The 18,132-nt window shown below is 68.6% G+C and carries 17 protein-coding genes; 9 read left to right on the top strand and 8 right to left on the bottom strand.

Annotation, left to right across the window (positions count from 1 at the left end; translation table 11 throughout):
* Positions 1 to 67: 67 nt before the first annotated feature.
* Both BLQ49_RS08565 and BLQ49_RS08560 read right to left on the bottom strand, forming a co-directional pair.
* Positions 68 to 754 carry a flagellar hook assembly protein FlgD gene (locus tag BLQ49_RS08565; RefSeq protein WP_091714992.1) on the bottom strand — a complete coding sequence of 229 codons (687 nt, stop codon included), beginning with the start codon at positions 752 to 754 and terminating at the stop codon, positions 68 to 70.
* An 87-nt stretch (positions 755 to 841) separates the two neighbouring features.
* On the bottom strand, positions 842 to 2,431 hold the full coding sequence (locus BLQ49_RS08560; RefSeq protein WP_091714990.1) for a flagellar hook-length control protein FliK: 1,590 nt from the start codon (positions 2,429 to 2,431) through the stop codon (positions 842 to 844).
* A gap of 248 nt (positions 2,432 to 2,679) precedes the next feature.
* Between BLQ49_RS08560 and mnmA the strand changes: the two genes are divergently transcribed.
* The 4 genes from mnmA to BLQ49_RS08540 all read left to right on the top strand — a co-directional run bounded on the left by mnmA (position 2,680) and on the right by BLQ49_RS08540 (position 6,951).
* Entirely contained in the window at positions 2,680 to 3,834 is a 1,155-nt protein-coding gene (gene mnmA / locus BLQ49_RS08555) for a tRNA 2-thiouridine(34) synthase MnmA (RefSeq protein WP_091714989.1), read from the top strand.
* Positions 3,835 to 3,860: 26 nt separating this feature from the next.
* Positions 3,861 to 4,514 (top strand): class I SAM-dependent methyltransferase, encoded by a 654-nt coding sequence (locus tag BLQ49_RS08550; RefSeq protein ID WP_091714987.1) that lies wholly within the window; start codon positions 3,861 to 3,863, stop codon positions 4,512 to 4,514.
* Positions 4,511 to 5,296, top strand: a complete 786-nt coding sequence (locus tag BLQ49_RS08545) for a TVP38/TMEM64 family protein (protein WP_244507507.1) — start codon at positions 4,511 to 4,513, stop codon at positions 5,294 to 5,296. The genes BLQ49_RS08550 and BLQ49_RS08545 overlap by 4 nt, the downstream gene beginning before the upstream one ends.
* A 188-nt stretch (positions 5,297 to 5,484) precedes the next feature.
* Positions 5,485 to 6,951, top strand: coding sequence for a sensor histidine kinase (locus BLQ49_RS08540; protein WP_091714986.1), 1,467 nt, complete (start codon positions 5,485 to 5,487; stop codon positions 6,949 to 6,951).
* A 5-nt stretch (positions 6,952 to 6,956) separates the two neighbouring features.
* Here BLQ49_RS08540 and bioB read toward each other — a convergent pair whose 3' ends face one another.
* The 3 genes from bioB to BLQ49_RS08525 all read right to left on the bottom strand — a co-directional run bounded on the left by bioB (position 6,957) and on the right by BLQ49_RS08525 (position 10,230).
* The gene (bioB, locus tag BLQ49_RS08535) at positions 6,957 to 7,970 is read right to left on the bottom strand and encodes a biotin synthase BioB (RefSeq protein WP_091714984.1); all 1,014 of its coding nucleotides are present in this window, start codon (positions 7,968 to 7,970) and stop codon (positions 6,957 to 6,959) included.
* Positions 7,971 to 8,026: 56 nt separating this feature from the next.
* Complete coding sequence (locus BLQ49_RS08530; RefSeq protein ID WP_091714982.1) at positions 8,027 to 9,109, bottom strand: methyl-accepting chemotaxis protein; 1,083 nt, start codon at positions 9,107 to 9,109, stop codon at positions 8,027 to 8,029.
* 236 nt (positions 9,110 to 9,345) lie between these two features.
* On the bottom strand, positions 9,346 to 10,230 hold the full coding sequence (locus tag BLQ49_RS08525) for a fumarylacetoacetate hydrolase family protein (RefSeq protein WP_091714981.1): 885 nt from the start codon (positions 10,228 to 10,230) through the stop codon (positions 9,346 to 9,348).
* A gap of 416 nt (positions 10,231 to 10,646) precedes the next feature.
* Here BLQ49_RS08525 and BLQ49_RS08520 point away from each other — a divergent pair, with 416 nt between their 5' ends.
* Positions 10,647 to 11,963 (top strand): OmpP1/FadL family transporter, encoded by a 1,317-nt coding sequence (locus tag BLQ49_RS08520; protein ID WP_167627665.1) that lies wholly within the window; start codon positions 10,647 to 10,649, stop codon positions 11,961 to 11,963.
* A gap of 172 nt (positions 11,964 to 12,135) precedes the next feature.
* Here the strand turns inward: BLQ49_RS08520 and BLQ49_RS08515 are convergent, their stop codons facing one another.
* Entirely contained in the window at positions 12,136 to 13,917 is a 1,782-nt protein-coding gene (locus BLQ49_RS08515) for a PHA/PHB synthase family protein (protein WP_091714979.1), read from the bottom strand.
* 218 nt (positions 13,918 to 14,135) lie between these two features.
* On the opposite strand from BLQ49_RS08515, the gene BLQ49_RS08510 reads away from it, so the two are divergent.
* Complete coding sequence (locus tag BLQ49_RS08510; protein WP_091714978.1) at positions 14,136 to 14,537, top strand: hypothetical protein; 402 nt, start codon at positions 14,136 to 14,138, stop codon at positions 14,535 to 14,537.
* A 109-nt stretch (positions 14,538 to 14,646) separates the two neighbouring features.
* Entirely contained in the window at positions 14,647 to 15,864 is a 1,218-nt protein-coding gene (locus BLQ49_RS08505) for an LL-diaminopimelate aminotransferase (protein ID WP_091714976.1), read from the top strand.
* A gap of 93 nt (positions 15,865 to 15,957) precedes the next feature.
* On the opposite strand, the gene BLQ49_RS28880 is transcribed toward BLQ49_RS08505, so the two are convergent.
* On the bottom strand, positions 15,958 to 16,353 hold the full coding sequence (locus tag BLQ49_RS28880; protein ID WP_143012228.1) for a hypothetical protein: 396 nt from the start codon (positions 16,351 to 16,353) through the stop codon (positions 15,958 to 15,960).
* A 380-nt stretch (positions 16,354 to 16,733) separates the two neighbouring features.
* Between BLQ49_RS28880 and BLQ49_RS08495 the strand changes: the two genes are divergently transcribed.
* Both BLQ49_RS08495 and BLQ49_RS08490 read left to right on the top strand, forming a co-directional pair.
* On the top strand, positions 16,734 to 16,946 hold the full coding sequence (locus tag BLQ49_RS08495; protein ID WP_091714968.1) for a hypothetical protein: 213 nt from the start codon (positions 16,734 to 16,736) through the stop codon (positions 16,944 to 16,946).
* Positions 16,947 to 17,057: 111 nt separating this feature from the next.
* The gene (locus BLQ49_RS08490; protein WP_091714966.1) at positions 17,058 to 17,417 is read left to right on the top strand and encodes a hypothetical protein; all 360 of its coding nucleotides are present in this window, start codon (positions 17,058 to 17,060) and stop codon (positions 17,415 to 17,417) included.
* 240 nt (positions 17,418 to 17,657) lie between these two features.
* Here BLQ49_RS08490 and BLQ49_RS08485 read toward each other — a convergent pair whose 3' ends face one another.
* The gene (locus BLQ49_RS08485; protein WP_091714964.1) at positions 17,658 to 17,996 is read right to left on the bottom strand and encodes a DUF3140 domain-containing protein; all 339 of its coding nucleotides are present in this window, start codon (positions 17,994 to 17,996) and stop codon (positions 17,658 to 17,660) included.
* Between the last annotated feature and the right edge of the window lie 136 nt (positions 17,997 to 18,132).

Genomic DNA, 18,132 nt, shown 5'->3' with positions numbered 1-18,132 from the left:
TGTCGAGAGTCCAAGGTACTTGCGCCCGCTTAAGAGATGTTGAAGCGAACCACTCGGATGTGATTCGTTAAGCGCCACTTGTGGACAACCCGATGGTCTGCACGCTGGACAGCGGCACCCGCTGCGAGCCGATGATCAGAACCGGCGACGTTCCGCTGAGATCGACCTCGTCAACCGTGCCCGACAGGCTCGTATCGACTGACACGGCAGCCCCGGTGGCGTCGGTGGCTGAAACCTTGATCGAGTAGTTCCCATCCGCCGAGGTGAGGCCGGCGGAGCTCTTGCCGTTCCAAGTATAGGTCTGAGCTCCGGCGGCGAGGGACGTGGTCTGCGTGGCCACGACGTTGTTCTTGGAATCGAGGATCGTGATCACCGCCTTCGAGGCGGCCCGGGACGGCGTCAGCGTCCACGAGGCCGAGCCGCTGGAAAGCTGCGATGTGCTCCCGTCTGCCGTGACGGTCTTGCCGATGTAGCTGGTGGCCGAGGCCGAACTCGCCGACTGCGAGGCGGTCAGGATGCTGTCGAGACGGTCGTTCGTCTTGAGCTGCTGCTCGACGCCGGCGAACTGCACCAGCTGTTGTGTGAACTGGTTGGTGTCCATCGGGTCGAGGGGGTTCTGGTTCTTGAGCTGCGTGGTCAGCAGGGTCAGGAACTGCGTGAAGTTGCTCGCGATCTCGGTCGCATTCGCGCCGCTGCCCGTCGACGAGCCCGTGGTGGCGGTTGTGCTGGTCAGGCTGGATATGCCGCTGGTCATGCCGTTCGCTCCCGTGCCGCGCCGGGCTCTGGGCCAGGGCGCGATGATGTCCGTGTCGTTCCGCGATGGGGCCGCGTGGCCCGTCGCCTAGATTTTGATGTCGAGGCCGCCATAGCCGCGCAGCCAACGGGTCGGGCCGGTCTCCTGCGGGACCTCAGCCTGATCCCGGGTCCAGCCCGCCGATCCGCCCTGAGAAGCGCCGTTCTGCTGGCCGTTGCCGCCGCCGGTCTGCGCGCCGCCGTCGCCACGCAGCGACAGGTTGAGGCCGCCGGCCGACGGATCGAGGCCCGCCTGCGTCAGGGCCTGCTGCAACTGGCCCGCGTCCCGCTGGAGCATCGCCAGCGTCTCCGGTCGATCGACCACCAGATGCGCGGTCACCGCCCCGCGGGCTTTGTCGATCTCGAGCTTGACCTCGATCCGCCCCAACTCGACCGGGTCGAGCCGGATCTGGAACGCGCTCGATCCGTTCAGCGAGCGCAGGCCGATGGTCATCGGTACCTGACCGATGGGAATGGCGGGATCCGCCGGCGTTGGCGGCGCGCTCTGCGCGGTTGCACTCGCCGCCTGAGCGGCACTGGTCGCGCCACTCGGCGGAGCGGGCGTCGCGGATGAAACGCCGGACATCGTCGGGCTCGGCACCTGCGGCGCACCGCCGGTCGCCCCCAGTGCGGCGCCCTGGCCGCCCGCCTGGCCGGCATCGGCCAGGGCCGACAGGAAATCCTGGCCGGGGCCCGCTGCAGCCGATGCGGGATCGTTCGATCCGGCCGGACCGGCCGCGACGGGGGCAGCGCCGGTTTCGATCTTTCCGGATCCCGCCACACCCGCCGACGCCTTCGTGCCGACGGGTCCGGTGACGCCAGGGACTCCCACGCCGCGGGGTACAGCCGCAGAGGTGCCCATGCCCGTCTGCGATCCGGATGTCGCCGCCGCGGGCCCCGCGGTTCCGGCCCCGGCCGAGGCCGCGCCGGGCACGGTCTCATCGGCCGGCTCCCCGGCGCCGGCGCCCGGCTCGGCGGTGGTGGCGGTGGCACCGTGCGCCATCGCCGTGAGGAGGCTGAGCAGCGTGGCAGCTGGATCGGGGGGCGAGGTCGGCGCCGATGCGTCAGGCTGCGGCGTCTGCACGGCCGTTCCGGCCGCGGGGGCGGCGTCCGTGGACGGCGCGTCGGCTGCAGGCTGCTGCGCGGACGTCTCGGCTGACGCGGTGTTCCGCACGGCCGCATCGGCCTTCGCGGATCCATTGGAGGGTGCAGTTGGAGTCGTCGGCTGGGTCATGGCCGGACGCGGATCAGAGGTTGCGGGCGGATCTTCCGCGCGCGAGGCATTCGTGGGGGCGCCCGGTGCAGCGGTCGGCTTGGCGTCCGACCGCCTGTCCGCGATCCGGGCATCGGCCTGCGCTGCGGCTTCCCGGGCCCGCTCGGCGTTCGCCCGGCCGGCGTCGGCCTCGTCGCGCTGCGTGGCCTGGCGTGCGCGCGTGGCGTCGGCGGTGTCGCGCTGGCTGGCCGCCCGGGACTGGGCCGCCGCGGCATCGTCCCGGGCCCGGGCAGCCTCAAGCGCCGCGCCGAACCGGTCCTGCGACGAGGCACCGGCACGCGCGGCGACCCCGGCCGCCTCCCAGCCTGTCCGCGTGGTTGGAGTCCACGCGGTGACATCGAATCGATCTGCCGCACCGCTCGCCATACCGGGTTCCTCTCGGAGGCGCCGCAGCAAAGCCTGCGCCATCGAGCAGGCGCGCTAACACGTTGACAAAAATAACAATTTCCTTAGAGCCCTGCGCCGCCGCAGGGCCGAAGCTGCCGCGCGCCCGGCAGGATCTGCCGGGCGGCCGCATCCGAGAGCGCTGCCCGCCCTGGAAAGCTGGCCGGACTCCCGCTATAGACGCCCCGTGCAGCCGGGAGCTTCCGGGCCGGCGGCTGCGGACCCTTGCGATGAACGCCCTCGATTTTCCCAAAGCCCCCCACGAGACGCGCGTCGTCGTCGCCATGTCGGGCGGCGTCGATTCCTCCGTGGTGGCAGGTCTCCTGAAGCGGCAGGGCTTCGACGTGGTCGGCGTCACGCTCCAGCTCTACGACCACGGCGCGGCGAGCCACCGCAAGGGTGCCTGCTGTGCCGGCCAGGACATCCACGACGCGCGGGCGGCGGCGGAGCACCTCGGCATCCCGCACTACGTCCTCGACTATGAGGACCGGTTCCGCGACGAGGTCATCGAGAAGTTCGCCGAGAGCTATCTCGCAGGCGAGACTCCGATCCCCTGTGTCGAGTGCAACCGGACCGTGAAGTTCCGCGATCTGCTCGGCCTCGCCCGGGATCTGAACGCCGACGCACTGGCGACTGGCCATTACGTCTCGAGCCGGGCCCTGCCGGGCGGCGGTCGGGCGCTCCACCGTGCCCTCGATCCCGCCCGGGACCAGAGTTATTTCCTGTATGCGACCACGGCCGAGCAGCTGGACTACCTGCGCTTCCCGCTCGGCGAGATGGAGAAGTCCGAAACCCGGGCGCTGGCGAAGGACCTCGGCCTGTCGCTCGCCGAAAAGCCGGACAGCCAGGACATCTGCTTCGTACCGCAGGGCCGCTACAGCGACGTGATCGCCCGCCTGCGCCCGGATGCGGCCAAGCCCGGCGAGATCGTCGACCTCGCGGGCCATGTGCTGGGCCGCCACGAGGGCATCGTGCATTACACGGTCGGTCAGCGCCGGGGTCTCGGTCTTTCGGGGGCCGAACCGCTCTATGTCGTGCGGCTCGAGCCCGACTCCGCCCGCGTCGTCGTCGGCCCGCGCACCGCTTTGGCGACGACCCGCATTCGCCTCTCGGACCTCAACTGGCTCGGTGAGGGCCCGGCCGAAGCCGTGCGCGACCTGCCGGTGGCGGTGCGCGTGCGCTCGACGCGGCCGCCGCGTCCGGCAAGTCTCACGGTCGGGCCCGACGGCGCCGCCGAGGTCGTGCTCGCCGAGCCCGAGGACGGCGTGTCGCCGGGCCAGGCTTGTGCGATCTACGCGGATGACGGCCCCCGGGCCCGCGTGCTCGGCGGCGGCACCATCCGTCGCGTCGATGCGTTGTCGGCCCGGCCCCGCGAGGCTGCCTGATCTCCCCTCTCTGGATACCCTGAACGATGCTGAGCGAGCCGCAGACGGCCGGGCCGAGCACGGCCCTGATGCGCAAGGCCTATGCCCGCTGGGCTCCTGTCTACGACGTGGTCTACGACAAGCTCACCGAGCCGGCCGCCCGCGCCGCCGTCGAGGCGGCCGCCGAGCATGGGCCGCGGATCCTGGAGGCCGGCGTCGGCACCGGGTTGGCGCTGGGCTACTACCCCAAGGCGAGCTTCGTCTGCGGCGTCGACCTCTCGGAGGATATGCTCAAGCGCGCCCGCGCCAAGGTCCGCCGCCGGAACCTGTCGCACGTGAAGGGCCTCCAGGTCATGGATGTCTGCCACTTAGGCTACGCCGATGCGAGCTTCGACGCCGTGGTGGCCCAGTTCCTGATCACCCTGGTGCCGGACCCCGAGGCCGCGATGTCGGAGTTCCTCCGGGTGGTGCGGCCGGGCGGCGGCATCGTGCTGGCCAACCATTTCGGCCAGAGCGAGGGCCCGGTCGCCCGGGTCGAGGAGATCGTGGCGCCGCTCTGCACCAAGATCGGCTGGTCATCCGACTTCAAGGCGACGCGGATCGAGGCCTGGGCCCGGCGCAACGGCGTCGAGGTGGTCGGCCTGAGGCCGACCTTCCCGGGCGGGTTCTTCAAGATCCTGCGGATGCGCAAGCCCGGGTGAGCGAGGCCATACCCGTCGCCCGCGGTCGCTGGAAGCGCGTGCGGCGCTGGCTGCCGCTCGTGCTGCTGCTCGGGATCTCGGCCATCGTGCTCGTCTCGGGGGTGGCGCAGATCCTGAGCCTGGACCGACTCCTCGCCTCCCGGGCGTGGTTGCGCGGCTTCGTGGAGGCGGATTATGCCCGCGCACTGGTGTCGGCCTACTGCCTCTATGTCGGGGCAGTGGTGGTGTCGGTGCCGGCTACGCTGATCCTGACGATGATCTGCGGCTTCCTGTTCGGTATCGGGCCGGGAGCGCTCACGGCGGTCTGTGCGGCCACCACGGGGGCGGCGATCGTGTTCGCGATCGGCCGCGGCCCTGGTGCCGACTTGCTCCGGCGTATGGGTGGGACGCGCCTCGCGACCCTCGCCGAGGGCTTCCGGCGAGACGCCTTCGGATACATCGTGGTGTTGCGGCTCCTACCGCTGTTCCCCTTCTGGGTGACCAATCTCGCGCCCGCGGCATTCGGCGTGAAGATGCGGGTCTTCGTGCTGGCGACCTTCCTGGGACTGCTGCCGGGTGCCTTCGTGTACGCCACCACGGGAGCCGGCATCGAGGATGTCATCGCCGCCCGGGAGGCTATCCGGCAGGCCTGCCTGGCGGGGCAGGGCGGCGGCTGCAACGGCGGCCTGGATCTGCGGGATCTCGTGACACCCCGGATGGTGCTGGGGCTCGCGATGCTGGCCCTGTTCGCCCTCGTCAGCATGTTCCTGAGCCGGCGGGCGCGGCGCACCACAGCTCCGTAATCCGACGCCGCGCGTGTTTTCCCGTCTCGGGAAGCACATGCAACCGCTTACAGGTGAATATCGTATAGTGCTTCCCGCCGAGAGCCTGTATTCCCGCCTGTGACTCTATGGCTTGCGATTATGTCTCCCGCGAAGGCCGGCACCGGCTCAAGCAGTCTCGATCTTCCCTCCGCCGATCCTGATCCGCGATGCCCGCGCGGAGCGTGACCGGTATGTCTGTTGAGTCCGACGCTGCGGTCGCGGGCCCGTCCGCGCCGACCCGCGAGGGTCCTGAGCGCCGCAGGACGCGGCTCGGCCTGTCCGGCCGGCTGTTCCTCGTCACCGTCGCGTTCGTGGCGGTGGCCGAAGTGCTGACCTACGTGCCGGCGGTGGCCAATTACCGGATCGAATGGATGTCCGACCGGCTCGCAGCCGCGCAGGTCGCCGCACTGGTCCTCGACGGCCGGACGAGCGAGCCGGTTTCGGAGGCGCTTGAGAGCCGGCTGCTGGCCGGGGTCAACGCCCGGGCCATCGCGGTGCGCGGCGGCGGCACGCAGCGCCTGCTCGCCATCGAGCCGGTGCCGGACAGTGTCGCCGACACCGTCGACTTGCGCGATGTCACGGCTTTTTCGGCGATCCGCGGGGCGTGGCGCACCCTGGTGGCCCCGACGCAGGAGCCGATCCGCGTGCTCGGGGAAGGGGGGATCGGCTTCGACCGGGTCGAGATCCTGCTCGACGAGGCGCCGCTCCGGGCCGCCATGGTCGATTACGCTCTGAGGCTGCTTGTTTCCTCGTTGATCATCGCTGCCTCGGCGGCGGGCCTCGTCTTCGTTGTGCTGCAGGTTCTGATCGTGAGGCCGGTGCGGCGGCTGGTGACCAGTATCACGGCCTTCGCGGACGACCCGGAGGATGCCGGCCGGATCATCGCACCGTCCCGCCGCAGCGACGAGATCGGCCAGGCCGAGCTGGCGCTGGGGCGGATGCAGCGCAGCCTCGCCGACCAGCTCCGCCAGAAGCGTCGGCTGGCCGAGCTGGGGCTCGCCGTCAGCAAGATCAGTCACGAATTGCGCAACCTGCTCACCGGTGCGCAGCTCCTGGGCGACCGCCTGGAGGGGACCGACGACCCCACGGTGCAGCGGGTCGCCCCCCGCCTCGTGGGGACGCTCGCCCGGGCGATCCGCTTCTGCGAGGCGACCCTCGCCTACGGCCGGGTCAACGAGCGGGCGCCGCGGCTCGCCCGCACGCCGCTGGCACCCATCTTCGCAGAGCTTCCGGACCTTGCCGCCCTTTCGGCCCACCCCGTAGCCGTACAGGTGGCGGCGGCCGACATCGCCGTCCAGGCCGACCCGGAGCAACTCGGGAGGGCACTCGCCAATCTCGTGCGGAACGCCGTGCAGGCTCTGGAAGCCGCCGGGGTCACGAATGCCGCCGTCCAGGTGGCGGCCACCCGCGCGGAGTCGGGCCGCGTGACGATCCTGGTTGACGATAACGGTCCCGGCCTGTCGGCGCGCGCCCGGGAGAACCTGTTCGCGCCGTTCGCGGGCTCGATGCGCTCCGGCGGGACAGGGCTCGGCCTGCCGATCGCCGCCGAGCTGATCGGGATCAACGGCGGCACCCTGACCCTCGATGAAGGCGAAGGCGGCGCGCGCTTCCGGATCGTGTTGGCCGAGGGCTGAACGCCCTACTCGGCCGCGGCCAGGATCGGCTCGGCGACGCGGATGCCGAGATCGGCCAGAAGGGCCGCATCGGCATCAGCTTCGGCGTTGGCGGTCGTGAGCAGTACCTCGCCATAGAAGATCGAGTTCGCCCCCGCCAGGAAGCACAGGGCCTGGGCTTCCCGGCTGAGGGCCCTTCGGCCCGCGCTGAGCCGGACCCGGGCTCTGGGCATCACGATGCGGGCGGTCGCGCACATGCGCACCATGTCGAAGGGGTCGATCGGCTTCGCGGCGTCACCCAGCGGCGTGCCGGCGACCGCCGCCAGCGCATTGATCGGTACGCTCTCCGGGTGCGGCGCGTGGTTGGCCAGCACCTGCAGCATCGCCACGCGGTCGCTCGCCGCTTCGCCCAGGCCGATGATGCCGCCGCAGCACACGCCGATCCCCGCGGTGCGCACCCGTTCCAGCGTGGCGAGCCGATCCTCGTAGGTCCGGGTCGAGACGATCTTGTCGTAGTAATCCGGTCCGGTATCGAGGTTGTGATTGTAGGCCGTGAGGCCGGCCTCCGCGAGGCGCTCGGCTTGGCTCGCCGTCAGCATGCCGAGCGTGACGCAGGCCTCCATGCCGAGACCGCGCACGCCGCGCACCATGGCGAGCACGGCGTCGAAGTCCGGCCCGTCCTTCGGGCTGCGCCATGCGGCCCCCATGCAGAACCGGGTCGCGCCCGAGGCCTTCGCGGCGGCCGCTTCGGCCAGCACGGTCTCCACCGGCATCAGGCGCTGGCGCGCGAGGCCGGTCTCCTTGTGATGGGCCGATTGCGAGCAGTAGCCGCAATCCTCCGGGCAGCCGCCGGTCTTGATCGACAGCAGGCTCGCCCGCTGGACATCGGCCGGGTCGTTATACGTCCGATGCACGGTGGCGGCCCGATGCACGAGATCGAGCAGCGGCATGTCGTGGATCGCCTGGATCTCCGCCACGGTCCAATCGTGACGGACAGTGCCGGGCTCGGCGTGCGGGGAAACGGGATGACTCGCGCTCATGGGTTGTTTCAGCCGGATCGGTGGCCAGAAATCAAGCCACCCTGACGGGCACCGCTTCAGCGTTCGCTCTGAATGATCAGCCCATACCAGCCGAGACCGCGATAGGTCTCGTAGCCCGGCGTCCGGTGGAACGCCATGACGGCGCCGGTCGCCGGATCGCGTTCGACGCCGCTCGTCCGGCCATTCAGCTGGCACACCACCCGCTCGGTGAGCCGCCCGGCCCCGTCCGAGGCCGCGAGGACACGGCCATCCGCATCGACGAGGAGCACGCGCGTCCGGGCGCGGTCCTCTGGTGCGATCCGGATCCCAGTGACGATGGCATGGGCCTGCGGTTCCCAGTCGAAATGGATGGCCAGCACGCCGATCGGCGCGCCGTCGGCCTGCCCGTCTGCGTGCACGCCCGTCGCGTAGGTGGCGACCTGCGCCCCGCCGAGCGCCGGCTCCCGTCGCACGTCCGCAGAGACGAAGGCGTCGCCGCTCCGCAGGGCGAGAGCCTTCTGGAACCACGCCTCGCCCGCCACACTGTGTTGGGTGAGCCCGGGATAGCGGTCCCCCCGGCCTGTCGCCAGGATCGCGCCGTCGCGACCGCAGAGCCAGATGTCGAGGTAGACCGTGTAGGCCGAAAGGATGACGCCGAGGCGATCCCCGGCGAAGGCGGACGCGGCCAGACCGCGTTCCCGCGCGCAGGCCACGACGGCCGCGTCAGTCGCCCACCATCGCACGTCGCAGGTCCGTTCGTAGAGGTTGCGATCGATCAATTCGACGGCGTTGAGGGCGAGGTCGATCAGGCGTTCGCCTTGGACCCGGGCCGCCATCGCCGCAACGGCGCCCTGCAACTCGGTGATCCGACCGGACAGATGGTCTTCGAGATCCCGGGCCATCGCCTCAACCGCGTCCCCGACCGCGCGGACTTCCTGGGCCACGACGGCGAATCCGCGCCCCTGTTCGCCCGCCCGTGCCGCCTCGATCAGCGCGTTGAGCGCAAGGATCTTGGTCTGTGCGATGATCTTGCGGATGCCGCCGGTTTTCTCCTGGGCAATCTGCTGGACCGCCGTGGTCAGCCGCTCGATTGATTCCAGGGTCGGCGGCTCGGTACCCGATGCACTCTGCGGCGCGACGAGAGCAGATACGGCGTTCATGGCAGGTCCGAAATCAGATCTCCGGATTGTGTCTGCCAGACTTCTAACGAATCACTAATTTCAAGTCTTTTACTCGATACGGCAGGCATCTCCGGCTGTAACGCGTAGTCTAGCAATCATTGTTGGCCAGAATTGTTTTAGGGCGCATCTGATCTGTATTGATGTGGATTCCGGTGGCGGAACGGTCCCTGATCGCATCCGAGCCGCGGCGCCCCGGTCAGGCCGGGGCACCCCGCTCAGTCGGTCGGCTCGCCCGCCGAGACCTTGGCGGTCCAGTCGTCGAAGGCGATCACCTTCTGCCGTTGCTCGCCCAGGCGCTCGATCCGCAGCACCATCTCGTCGCCGGCCTTGAGGTAGCGCGGCGGCTTCATGCCGAGCCCGACGCCGGGCGGCGTACCGGTGGTGATCACATCGCCGGGCTCCAGCAGCATGAAGTGCGATGTGTAGGCTACGAGCTGGGGTACGTCGAAGATCATCGTGGCGGTGGAACCAGTCTGCCGGCGCTCGCCGTTGACGTCGAGGCTCATGGCGAGATTCTTGAGGTCGGGGATCTCGTCCAGCGTCACCAGCCACGGGCCCAGCGGCCCGAAGGTCGGTGCGCTCTTGCCCTTGGTCCAGGTCGGGCCCCGGTTCATCTGCCAGTCCCGCTCCGAGACGTCGTTGCAGATGCAGGCACCCGCCACGTAGTCCAGCGCCTCGTTGGCGTGGACGTAGCTGGCGCGCCGACCGATCACCACGGCGAGTTCCACCTCCCAATCCGTGCAGGACGAGCCCTTGGGAAGGATCACCGCGTCGTTCGGCCCGCACAGGCTGGACGGCGCCTTGTTGAAGATGATCGGTTCCGCGGGGATCGGCGAGCCGGTCTCGGCGGCATGGTCGGCGAAGTTCAGGCCGATCGCCACCACGTTGCGGGTGCCGCCGACGCAGGGGCCGAGCCGCACGTCCGGCGGCAGCTTCGGCAGGGTCTCGGGATCCAGCATCCGCAGCCGCGCCAGCGAATCGGGCGCCAGAGCCGGCCCGGCGATATCGCGGACGATGCCAGAGAGATCGCGCAGGCCTCCGCTCGCGTCCACGAGGCCGGGCTTCTCGTCACCGCTCGAGCCGTGTCGGAAGAGCTTCATCGCCGCGCTCCTGAATTCCACTCTGGAACCGGTCTCTGCCGGCCGCGAGGACCATGGCTGGGTGCCGATCCCGGCGCAAGGAGGGCCGCCGGGCATGGCCGAGGGGATTTGGTGTCGCGGCGAAGCAACACTATGGCGGAAAAGTGCACATTCGCCAGCAGTAAGATCTATTATTCTCAAGGGGATGATTTTGCTGCGGCCCGACGTCGAGACTGTCGAAAGCGAGTTTCCTTAAAATAAGGAATATGCACAGACGCGCAGGCCGCATATTTTACTGCATCTGATCTTTCTGTTCTGAATGTCGATTACCCTTGCGATCGAGCGCTTAAAAGCTGCACCATGCTCGAAACGGCGCTGCATAACGGCTCGCGAATAAGCGGTGGCGTCCGGCAAAGCTGAAGAGCTTGGGGGGAAACATGATGGGCGGGGCGGTGCGCGCGGCGATGCTCGCGGCGACAGCGATGGTCCTTGGTGCTAGCGCGGCGCAGGCTGGCGCGTTCGGCATTCGAGAGCAGAGCACGCAGGCTCAGGGGCTGGCCTTCGCGGGCGCTGCGGCAGGCTCGGGCGGCGTGTCGTCGATCTTCTGGAATCCCGCGACGATCACCATGAACCCCGGCTTCGTCGCCGAGCAGAACTTCACCTTCGTCGGCCTGTCCTCCGAGATCCGGCCTGATCTCGGCACCAACCCGGGCTTCGCCCGCCTCGGCGGCTCCGGCGATATCGGCCAGGGTGCCGTGGTGCCGGCGGGAGCGACCTCTTACCAACTCAACGACAGGCTCTGGCTGGGCCTTTCGACCGGTGCGCCCTTCGGCTTGGTAACCAAGCCGCGGCAAGTCTGGTCCGGCGAGGTCTATGCGCGCTCGTCCCGGATCTTCTCCTTGGCGATCAACCCGGTGATCGGTTTCAAGGTCAACGAGTGGCTCTCGGTCGCTGCCGGCCCGAATATCGAGTATTTCCGCCTGACCCTACGGCAGGCTTTGCCGCTCCCGGGCATCCAGCCGACCGTTTATCCAAGCTCCTTCCTCAAGGGCGAGTCCTGGGGCGCGGGCTTCACGGCGGGCGCCACGCTGACGCCCCGTGACGGGACCGTGCTGGGCATCGGCTATCGCTCCTCCGTGCATCACGACATTGACGGCTCGATCGGCGTGCCGCTGGTCGCCCTGGCGCCGTTGGCCGGGCAGGTCCGCTCGAAGCTCAACACGCCCGACAAGCTGAGCGTCGGCCTGACCCAGGCGATCTCGCCGGTCGCCCGGGTGGATCTCGGCTTCGAGTGGGACAACTGGTCCAGGCTCGGCAATATCGGCATCGTGTCGAAGACGCTCGGGCTGCCGGTGAACTCCCTGCCGCTGAACTACAAGGACGGGTATACCTACTCGATCGGCGCCGAGTACGACGCGTCACCGAACCTGACCCTGCGCACGGGCTTCGCCTACGAGACCTCGCCGATCGACTTCTCCAACCGTTCGGCGCGCCTGCCGGACGGCAACCGTTACGACGTCTCGGTCGGCGCCAGCTACCGCTGGAGCCAGCAGTTGACGCTGAATGCCGCCTACTCGCATTTTTTCCTGAACCGCTCGCGGATCCTGTCCGGCATCGGGCGTGACTACAACGTCAGCAACATCGCCTTCGCGGGTGTGGTCGATTCGAGTGCCGACATCGTCTCGGTCGGCTTCCGCTACGTGTTCGGCGCCCCGCCGGTCGCCGCGCCTGCGCCGCTGGTGCGGAAGTACTGACAGCCTGTTCGGGTTGAACGCTCCGCTGCAGACGTCCTTGCGGGCGCAGCGCAGCAATCCAGGGGCTCGCCACACCAGTCAGTGTCGCGGGCCCCTGGGGCGCTACGCTCCGCTCGTGAAGTCGGGGTGACCGCCCCGGCCGATCACGAGCCGGCCTCAGAGCGGATGTCCCTCAGGCGCGCATCCGCACATAGGTCCCGGGTGCCGGCCCCAGAGGTTGCAGCGCGTCGCCGCCGGGCTTCCGCGCCGGAACCCGCTCGGGGGCCTGCGCCTCGATCCACTGGAACCAGTAGGGCCACCACGAGCCCTTGGTTTCCACGGCCGCCGCGATCCAGGATTCGAGCGTCCCCTTCACCGGGCCGCCCGTCCAGTAGCCGTATTTCGGCTTCGACGGCGGGTTGATCACGCCCGCGATGTGGCCCGAGCCCGCCAGTACGAAATCGACCTTGCCGCCGAAGGCCTTCGAGCCTTCAAACACCGAGAGCGCCGGGGCAATGTGGTCCTCGCGGGTGGCGAGATTGAAGATCGGGATCTGCACCTTCTTCAGATCGAGCCGGACATTGCCCAGCACCATCCGGCCCTGCGCCAGCGTGTTGTTGAGGTAGCAGTTGCGCAGATAGAAGGAATGATTCGCAGCCGGCATCCGGGTGGCGTCTGAATTCCAGTACAGCAGGTCGAAGGCCGTCGGCGCCTTGCCCTTGATGTAGTTGTTGACGACGTAGGGCCAGATCAGGTCGTTCGGCCGGAGCATGTTGAAGGCGTTGGCCATCCGGGACCCGTCCAGGTAACCCTGCTCGGCCATGCGCGTCTCGACCTGACGGATCTGCTCCTCATCGGCGAAGACCTTCAGGTCGCCCGCATGGGTAAAATCGACCTGGGTGGTGAGCAGCGTGGCGCTCTTGATCCGGCGGTTGCCGGTGGCGGCCTGCATGGCCAATGTCACAGCGAGCAGCGTGCCGCCGACGCAGTAGCCGGCCGCCGTCACCTCGCTCTCGCCGGTGGCGACGCCGATCGCGTCGATGGCCGCCTCGATCCCCTCGCGCATGTAGGACTCGAAGTCCTTGTCGGCGTGGCGGGCATCCGGGTTGACCCAGGAGATGCAGAACACCGTCAGGCCCTGATCGACCATCCACTTGAAGAAGCTCTTCTGGGGATTGAGATCGAGGATGTAGAACTTGTTGATCCAGGGCGGCACCATCAGGAAGGGGCGGCGCAGCACAGTCTCGGTGGTCGGTGCGTACTGGATCAGCTCGATCAGGTCGTTGCGGAACACGACCTCACCGGGGGTCACCGCCATGTTGCGGCCGACCTCGAATCCCCTCGGATCGGTCTGGCGCACACGGAGCTGCCCACCGCCGGCCTCGAGATCCTCCTCGTACATCTTCAGGCCGCGGACGAGATTGGCACCGTTCTCCTGGAGCGTATGGCGGATCAGCTCCGGATTGGTCGGCAGGAAGTTGGACGGCGAGAGCATGCTGGTGAACTGGCGCAGGTAGAATTGCGCCTTGTGGCGCGTATGTGCATCGAGCCCCTCGGCCTCGTCGACCAGCCCCTCGGCCCAGCGGGTGGCGAGCAGGTAGGCCTGCTTGAGGAAATCGAAATACGGGTTCGTCGACCACTCGGCATGCGCGAAGCGCGCGTCCCGCGGCTCGGGCTGCGCCACTGGTTCAGCCGGCTGGCCCTGCAGGCGCAGGTAGGTCGAGCCCCACAGCGACAGGAAGGCCTGGGACAGGCGGGCCTGCGCCTCGGCGCTCTTGTTCGGATCAGACAGCCACGCCTCGGCCACCTGCTGGAGGACCTTGGCGGCTTCGTTCATCTCGCTGCCGGGGGTGCCGGCCTGGGCTTCGGGCTGGAGCAGCCGGCCGACATTGCGGCCCATCGCCTCCATGAAGTGCCCGGCGTTGCGCGTCAGCGCCTCGAAGTCCGGCAACGGCGGACTGATCCCAGCCGGCATCGCGCCGTTGGAGACCGGGTTCGAAGGGGTGGTCCGGTCCGGCGCCTGAGGGCTGGTCAAGCGTGCCTCCCTGTGAGTTGGTCCGTCGACCCGGGCGGGGGCCTCGTTTCCGACAAAATAAGGAGCGAGCCAGAGTTTTCGCCAGAGCGCTCCCGAACGCGACCGAAACATCCGGCCGATCTTCTCATGCCCGCCCGTCTTCTCATGGACATGTGACTATGGATCGATCCGATTTGATCCCTGTCGTCTGCGTTCAACGCGCGAGCCGGCTCCCTGGCCTCACCCGCGCGGCGATTCTCGTCGTCCTCGCCGGATCGCTGGCCGCCTGCTCAAGCGATGTCGTGCGCTCGCTCGCCTCCGACGCGGGCTACGGTCCGCGCGTCGTCGCAGCGCCCGATTTCGTGGCCGAATCCCGCAGCAAGGCGGCGCCGGATTACATGCCGGTGGGCGTCGATGCGCCGAAGCGCACGGTCCGCGCGAAAACCGTCACCGGGCAAAAGGAGCTGGAGGCGGAGCTGGAGAGCGCCCGCGGCCGCAACGAGGCCCGCGGCCGTGCCGCCGCGAGCGCCGGCCAGGGCGCGGCGGCCACGATCAAGCCGGCGCCGGCCCCACCGCAATAGCCACGGTTTTGTGGGTCGGCGACGGCGCGCGAGTCTGCTACAGTCAGTGGTTCGCGCGACCGGCACAGATGAGAGACGCCAGCTCCGGAACGCGCCGATGGACAGGCCCATGACCGACTTTCACCGCATCAAGCGTTTGCCGCCCTACGTCTTCGAGCAGGTCAACCGGATCAAGGCCGCCGCCCGGGCGCAGGGCGCCGACATCATCGATCTCGGCATGGGCAACCCGGATCTCGACGCCCCGAAGCACGTCATCGCCAAGCTGTGCGAGACCGCCGGGCGCCCGCGCACCGACCGCTATTCGGCCTCCAAGGGCATCGCCGGGCTGCGCAAGGCCCAGGCCGGCTATTATCAGCGCCGTTTCGGCGTGAGCCTGAACCCCGACACGCAGGTCGTGGCGACGCTGGGTTCCAAGGAGGGCTTCGCCAACATGGCCCAGGCGATCACCGCCCCGGGCGATGTCGTGCTAGTGCCGAATCCAAGCTACCCGATCCACGCCTTCGGCTTCCTGATGGCGGGCGGCGTGATCCGCTCCGTGCCGGCCGAGCCGACCCCGGCGATGTTCCCGGCGCTGGAACGCGCCATGCGCCACTCCATCCCGAAGCCCGTGGCGCTGGTGGTCTGCTACCCGTCGAACCCCACCGCCTACGTGGCGAGCCTCGATTTCTACAAGGACCTCGTGGCCTTCGCGAAGCAGCACGAGCTGATCCTGCTGTCGGACCTCGCTTACGCGGAGGTCTATTTCGACGACAACCCGCCGCCCTCCGTGCTGCAGGTGCCCGGCGCGATCGACTGCACGGTCGAGTTCACCTCCCTGTCGAAGACCTACTCGATGGCCGGCTGGCGCATGGGCTTCGCCGTGGGCAACGAGCGTCTGCTCGCGGCGCTCACCCGGGTGAAGTCCTACCTCGATTACGGTGCCTTCACGCCGATCCAGGTCGCCGCCACCGCGGCGCTCAACGGCCCGGACGATTGCATCCACGAGATGCGCAGCATCTACCGGAAGCGGCGCGACGCGCTGGTGGAATCCTTCGGCAAGGCCGGCTGGACCATCCCGTCGCCCGCGGCCTCGATGTTCGCCTGGGTGCCGATCCCGGAGCGCTACCGGGAGATGGGCAGCCTGGAATTCTCGAAGCTGCTGCTGGAAAAATCCGACGTGGCGGTGGCGCCCGGCATCGGCTTCGGGGAGTTCGGCGACGAATACGTGCGCATCGCCCTCGTCGAGAACGAGCAGCGCATCCGACAGGCCGCTCGCAACGTCCGCCGGTTCTTCGACGGCACCGACAAGACCCTGCACAACGTCGTGCCGATGGCCCGGGTCGGGTAGCACGCGCTTCCGACAGGACAAGGCGGTCCGGAATTGCCCGGGCCGCTTCGGTCGCGAAGATGCGCCGCCGACCTTCGAAGCGTGCCGGCCGCCTCAGCCCTGTGAGGCGCCCAGGCGCGCAAATCGCCGCGTGAGCGCGTCCGCAGCGCGGATCCTGCGCGCCGCGAGATCCCGGATCGAAACCGCGGCGTGTGTGAAACCGCCGGCCGCACCCGGCTGCCCCGCCTTGACGATCGCCCGCAAGGCAAGGATGTCCGCCCGGTTGGTGATCGAGGCGAGCAGAGCACGGCTATCGGCGCCGCCGGTTGCAGGCCGCGTCGCCCACATCTCCGCCAAACCTTCCGCGAAAACCTGCACGGCGGCTGCGGCGGCGATTTCGCCGGGGAAATCTGTTTTCGGCGTGCCCGGGGCACCACACCTCGCGTTGGCACCGCGCACCGCCGAAGATGTAGTCTCGTCTCTCACCAGGGACGCGAGCGATGCTCTCATGGCAGTTGTTCCAGGCATGTATGCGTCAGGACACGGCAAGCTTCTAGGATCAGATGGTTAAGAAAGCGCAAAGCGCTGAATTTAATCCTGAGTTGTGTTGGTTGTTGCTATGTCGTTTCGTCGATAGCGGCCCGAAAATCTTTTCGATGTGGCGGTCTATGCCAAGCAGCTTTGAATCTATTCTGTGACCCGGCGCAAGTCTGTTATCCGACGTTGGCACGCGGTGGTTCTCACGCCACGAGCCTGATGGCGCGCCCTGAAATTGTTGCCGCGGGGCGACAGGTTCTGCCAAAGGCGTTCTTGTCCCGCTCGGGCGCTTGTCAGGGCGGGCTCGGATGGCCAGGGTTGGGGGAGGGGTCTACCCGCGTCCCGAGAGAAGCATGCGCCGCCTGCACCTGATTGCCGCCCTGCTGCTCGCCGCCGCGGCCTCGGCCTGCGCTCCGAACCCAATCATCGCCCGCGATCCGATCCCGGCGCCGGGTCCGACGGATGTCTATGCGTGCGACTCGAAGCCGTTGCCGGTCAACGCCTTCATCTCAGACTGCAAGCCGGTTCCGGCGAGCCCGCAGGTGGTCCTGCGCGCCCGGGGCTGATCCAGCCGAAGTTTCGATAACCGGTCTGGCCGAAGGGGCCGGACAATCCGGCCGCGATCAGCTAGACTGTTCGTGAGCTGCCGGCCCAGCTGGCCCGTGACGGAGCATCGCGTGAGCACCAAGACCTTGATCGCCGCCGGACTTCTCGCTCTCGTGGCGGGGCAGGGCGCCTTGGCTTCCGACGGCGCCTACGCACCAGCGCCGTATCACGGGCCGTCCTACGTGTTCGCGGGGCCGAACGGCCCGACGGTCTTGAGAACCGAAGGCTGCTGCCATGTCATCGTGCCGCCGGGCCGGCCCGATCTCGCTCAGCCGGCGGTGCCGGTCGCCGAGGTGATGAACGGCGGCGGTTTCGGCTATACCGGGTTCGACTACTATAACGACCAGATCACGGAAGGCCGGTTCGGCGCGCGCAAGCGGCCGAAGGAATACGTGATCGCCCCGTCCTACATCGTGCCGCCACGCTACTGAGCCGGTCATTCGGGGGCACTCGAGGGTACGCCCCAGACCCGAAAAGGCCCCGACCCAGCCCTTTCAAGGTGTTGCGCGCGTTGGCAACCAACGCGCGCCGTCATCGCGAGCGCAGCGAAGCGGCCTAGGGCAGCGCGACCTCGGCCGATGGAGTGCTGCCTGGATTGCGTCGCGTATGCTCGCAAAGACGGTGCAGCCGTCGGTGCAGCAGACGACCGCGCGTTCTGGTCGGATAGGCTTTCAATCCTTCTGCGGATCGTGGCCCCAGTTCATCAGCGACATCCGCCAAGCCGAATCTGGATCCTTCCGAGCCGCGCCGCCCTGCTTCAGATGGCGGTGGACGTAGCCTACGACCTTGCGCATGGCGGCATAGTCGTCGTCGGTGAGATCCGCCTTTTTCTTGTCCTTGATGGCCAGGATGCGCCGGCCCATCTCGTGGCCGGTTGATTCATCGCCGTCCTTCTTCTGGCCGACCTCCTGGCTGGCGTCGCTGTCGAGGTGCTTCTTCAGCGCGGCCGGCGTCATGTTGACGGCCTCGTTAAAGTCCTTCCACGTCGCCGCGTGATCGTCATCCGCCATCTGCGCGTCTCCTTCGTGTCCGTGCGGTTGGTGCCCGACAACGCGCCCGGCGCGGACCGGCTCGCGCGCCTCCCTGCGGTCGGGCGCCGCATGCGTGGGGGCCGCGGCAGCGGGGCGGCGTTTACAGGCCGGCCCC

This window comes from Methylobacterium phyllostachyos (assembly GCF_900103445.1).
GTDB classification, from domain to species: domain Bacteria; phylum Pseudomonadota; class Alphaproteobacteria; order Rhizobiales; family Beijerinckiaceae; genus Methylobacterium; species Methylobacterium phyllostachyos.
The sequence above is the reverse complement of the archived record's forward strand: the minus strand, read 5'-3'. Positions and strand labels throughout refer to the sequence as shown.

Coding starts and splice junctions, on each gene's coding strand:
- BLQ49_RS08565 (WP_091714992.1), bottom strand. CDS start 754: ATGACCAGCGGCATATCCAGCCTGACCAGCACAACCGCCACCACGGGC.
- BLQ49_RS08560 (WP_091714990.1), bottom strand. CDS start 2,431: ATGGCGAGCGGTGCGGCAGATCGATTCGATGTCACCGCGTGGACTCCA.
- mnmA (WP_091714989.1), top strand. CDS start 2,680: ATGAACGCCCTCGATTTTCCCAAAGCCCCCCACGAGACGCGCGTCGTC.
- BLQ49_RS08550 (WP_091714987.1), top strand. CDS start 3,861: ATGCTGAGCGAGCCGCAGACGGCCGGGCCGAGCACGGCCCTGATGCGC.
- BLQ49_RS08540 (WP_091714986.1), top strand. CDS start 5,485: ATGCCCGCGCGGAGCGTGACCGGTATGTCTGTTGAGTCCGACGCTGCG.
- bioB (WP_091714984.1), bottom strand. CDS start 7,970: ATGAGCGCGAGTCATCCCGTTTCCCCGCACGCCGAGCCCGGCACTGTC.
- BLQ49_RS08530 (WP_091714982.1), bottom strand. CDS start 9,109: ATGAACGCCGTATCTGCTCTCGTCGCGCCGCAGAGTGCATCGGGTACC.
- BLQ49_RS08525 (WP_091714981.1), bottom strand. CDS start 10,230: ATGAAGCTCTTCCGACACGGCTCGAGCGGTGACGAGAAGCCCGGCCTC.
- BLQ49_RS08520 (WP_167627665.1), top strand. CDS start 10,647: ATGATGGGCGGGGCGGTGCGCGCGGCGATGCTCGCGGCGACAGCGATG.
- BLQ49_RS08515 (WP_091714979.1), bottom strand. CDS start 13,917: ATGCCGGCTGGGATCAGTCCGCCGTTGCCGGACTTCGAGGCGCTGACG.
- BLQ49_RS08510 (WP_091714978.1), top strand. CDS start 14,136: ATGGATCGATCCGATTTGATCCCTGTCGTCTGCGTTCAACGCGCGAGC.
- BLQ49_RS08505 (WP_091714976.1), top strand. CDS start 14,647: ATGACCGACTTTCACCGCATCAAGCGTTTGCCGCCCTACGTCTTCGAG.
- BLQ49_RS28880 (WP_143012228.1), bottom strand. CDS start 16,353: ATGAGAGCATCGCTCGCGTCCCTGGTGAGAGACGAGACTACATCTTCG.
- BLQ49_RS08495 (WP_091714968.1), top strand. CDS start 16,734: ATGCGCCGCCTGCACCTGATTGCCGCCCTGCTGCTCGCCGCCGCGGCC.
- BLQ49_RS08485 (WP_091714964.1), bottom strand. CDS start 17,996: ATGGCGGATGACGATCACGCGGCGACGTGGAAGGACTTTAACGAGGCC.